This is a genomic window from Nocardia sp. NPDC006982, assembly GCF_042869435.1.
Taxonomy (GTDB): domain Bacteria; phylum Actinomycetota; class Actinomycetes; order Mycobacteriales; family Mycobacteriaceae; genus Nocardia.
Genome location: NZ_JBIAFV010000076.1, coordinates 1 through 1,873, shown reverse-complemented (window position 1 = coordinate 1,873; position 1,873 = coordinate 1). Strand labels below are relative to the sequence as shown.

The 1,873-nt window shown below is 64.5% G+C and carries 1 protein-coding gene and 1 pseudogene; one reads left to right on the top strand and one right to left on the bottom strand.

Features of this window, described 5'->3' with window-relative positions; translation table 11 throughout:
• On the top strand, positions 1-463 hold a 463-nt coding region (locus tag ACFYOW_RS49525), incomplete at its 5' end, for an SgcJ/EcaC family oxidoreductase (RefSeq protein ID WP_387299145.1).
• Between the two features lie 5 nt (positions 464-468).
• On the opposite strand, the pseudogene ACFYOW_RS49520 reads toward ACFYOW_RS49525, so the two are convergent.
• Positions 469-1,689: pseudogene (locus ACFYOW_RS49520) on the bottom strand (IS110 family transposase).
• Positions 1,690-1,873 lie beyond the last annotated feature (184 nt).

Below are 1,873 nucleotides of genomic sequence, written 5' to 3'. Positions count from 1 at the left end.
GCAGACCAGCGGCTACCCCACACCCGAAACCGAGTTGGTCCGCGTGCTGCAGGCACGCAAACCATCACAGAAACTCATCCATGGATCGAGGCTAAGGAGGCGATCGATGAGTTCGGAACACACATCCGAGTCTGTCCAAGCCACATTCGAGGCAATGTCCGAGACGTGGGCCAGGCAGGATACCGCACAGTTCGCGGCCTGCTACACCCACGACGCGACGGTGATCGGACCGGGGATCTACTTGCGGGGAAGGGATGACATCAGTCGCAGCATGGCCGCCGCCTTCGCCGGACCGCTGAAGGACTCACCGCGGCCGCATTCAACACAGATGGTGCGTTTTCTGCCCGGCGGGGGCGCGATAGTGATTACTAAGAGCGCAACTATATTTCCCGGCGAGACGGTGGCTCCACCCGACCGTCAGCACCTGGTTACATGGATTCTGCACTACCAGGAGTTTCAATGATCGTGTCAAGCCGCAGCGCTGATCAGGGTTGGTGCCTCGATAGCGTAGGTGCGGTTGTCGCGGATCAGTGCCCAGATGACGTCGATCAGGCGGCCGGCCAGCGCGATGAGTGCTTGGGTGTGGATCTTTCCCTCGGCGCGTTTGCGCTGGTAGAAGGCTTGCGAGGGGCCGTCGGCGCGGCGGATGCTCGACAGCGCGGCCATGTAGAAGACCTTGCGCATGCCTCGGTGATATCGCTTGGGGCGGTGCAGGTTTCCGCGGACTTTGCCGGAGTCGCCGGGTACTGGCGCCAGCCCGGCGTAGGCGGCCAGCCGCGCTGCGCTGCCGAACACGGCACGCAGGTCACCGCCCGCGTCGGCCAGCAGTTGCGCACCGAGTATCGGGCCGAAACCGTCCACGCTGGTGATGGCCGCGGCGTGGGGATGCTGATCGAACCGTTCGGTGAGCTGTTTGTTGAGCTCTTTGATATCGCGGTCCAGGTCGAGCAGTTGATGCGCCAGCCGCGCGATGAGGGGCGCGGTGACCGCCTCGCGCCGGGCAGGGCGATGGATTGCTCACCGGCCGCCGCCAGGGCTTTATCGGTTATAGCGGAGATGTTTTTGGGCCAGGCGCCGTGGGCGAGCAGGTAGGTTCGAACGCCGTCGTAGCCGGCTTCTCGCAGACCGGCGGGGGTCTGGAATCCGGTGAGCAGGACCAACGCCGAGCGGGTGGAGTAGTCGAAAAGCCCGCTCCAGTGCGGGAAGGATCGAGGCCAGCATCTCGCGCAGATGGTTGACCCCACGCACCCAGTCCGCCATCGGGTTCTCGCGGCGCGCGGTGAGAACCCGCAGGTCGGTGACGATCTGATCGGGACTGGTGACCGGCGTCAAATCGCTACGAGTGCGGGCGGTTTCGGCGATCGTGCGGGCGTGTTTGGCGTCGGTTTTGCCTTCTCCGGCGAACGCGCCGGACATCCGGTTGACCAACCGGCCGGGCACATACACCAACCGATCGCCGGTGGCGCTCAGCAACGCCAGCAGCAGCCCTGCCGCCCCGGAGGCCATGTCGACTGCCCAAACCACCTCGCCGGCCTTGGCCCGGACCCGGGCGATCAACGCCTCGATCGCGGACTGACCGTTGACCACCTTCCCGGAGAACGCGACCTTGCCGTCCTGGTCCACCACGCAGGCGTGGTGAGCAGCTTTGCCGACATCGATTCCGACCCAAACCTTTTCGCGGACCTTCACCCGGCCCGACCTCCCGCTCTCACAACCCGACCCCGCGGACGACCCCGCCTGCATCTCCATAAACAGCGCCTGAGCGCACAGATTTCAATCTGCTGATACAAAAATCCTCGTGAGATGGGCTGGGTCTGGTGTGGTCATGTGCCTCCCAGCGGGTTGAGAGTTACCTGGTAGCCGAGGTGGTTGA